We start from the raw sequence: 964 nt of genomic DNA on the forward strand, positions 1-964 counted from the left end.
AACGGTCTCGGCTATGAGTAGTTGCGTGGGTTAGCACTTAACTTTGCAAGTACACACCAAACTGAAAATCCGCGAGGATTTTCAGAAGTAGGCGAAAATAAGCAATTACTTATAGCCATTGTTGTGGTTAGTTATTTTCTTTAGATTTAAAATAGTCCTTTATTATTTTCTTGCTTTTTTCAGAGATTTCTTCGTTGTCCGAAACAAACACTTCTTTTTCAAAGTATTTATAATGGTCAATAATCGTTAAAGAAGACGAGTCTTTATTAATTTTTTCTTTTTGTAATATTTTCTCTTCAATTTGTCCTTTTACAATTTGTTTTCCAGTTTTGAGTCCAAAAATCCCAAAAAACGGTTTCAAAGTTCCATCACTAAATGTATCTTTTTTAATGGTATTATCGGCATATTTATTTTCAATAATTACAGATAAAAATCGCTCATCGACATTTTTAAAATTACTGACATAGTTTTTTACAAATGCTATATTTTTACCCAAAACAATAGTGTCTGGAATTTCAAGTTCAAAATAAGTGCTTGGTTCCATTTTCAGCTTTCCATTATTGTCAAATACTAAACTTTGATTTTTGTAAATGGTGTCATTTCCTTTTGGTTTCCATTCAATTTTTTCTTTTAGTGTTCCGTTTTCTCTGAAGTAAGTCCACCAACCATCTTGCAAACCATTTTTTACGAGTCCTTTTTCTTTTATCATACCATTTTCATAATAGTAAAAAAGCGTGTCAATTGGTTCTCCATTTTTAAAGAGCGATAACGATTTTAAATTCCCATTCGGATAATGTTCTCCGCCATAACCAGAAAAAGTAGAGTCGGTTTTAGAATCATCAAATTCCACTTTAACTAACTGTCCATTATATTCCTGAAAGATTTCTTTTTTTTCCGAATTACAATTGAAAAGTAGTAGTAAAATTAATATGTATGTTAGTTTCCTCATAATTAACCACAACGG

Annotated in this window: 1 protein-coding gene; it reads right to left on the reverse strand. The window is 30.3% G+C overall.

Annotated elements, in window-relative coordinates; all coding sequences use genetic code 11:
- Nucleotides 1-127: 127 nt before the first annotated feature.
- Nucleotides 128-964, reverse strand: an 837-nt coding sequence (locus tag FUA26_RS12310) for a toxin-antitoxin system YwqK family antitoxin (RefSeq protein ID WP_394344919.1), incomplete at its 5' end; no start/stop codon positions are given.

The organism is Seonamhaeicola algicola, from assembly GCF_007997385.1.
GTDB classification, from domain to species: Bacteria; Bacteroidota; Bacteroidia; order Flavobacteriales; family Flavobacteriaceae; genus Seonamhaeicola; species Seonamhaeicola algicola.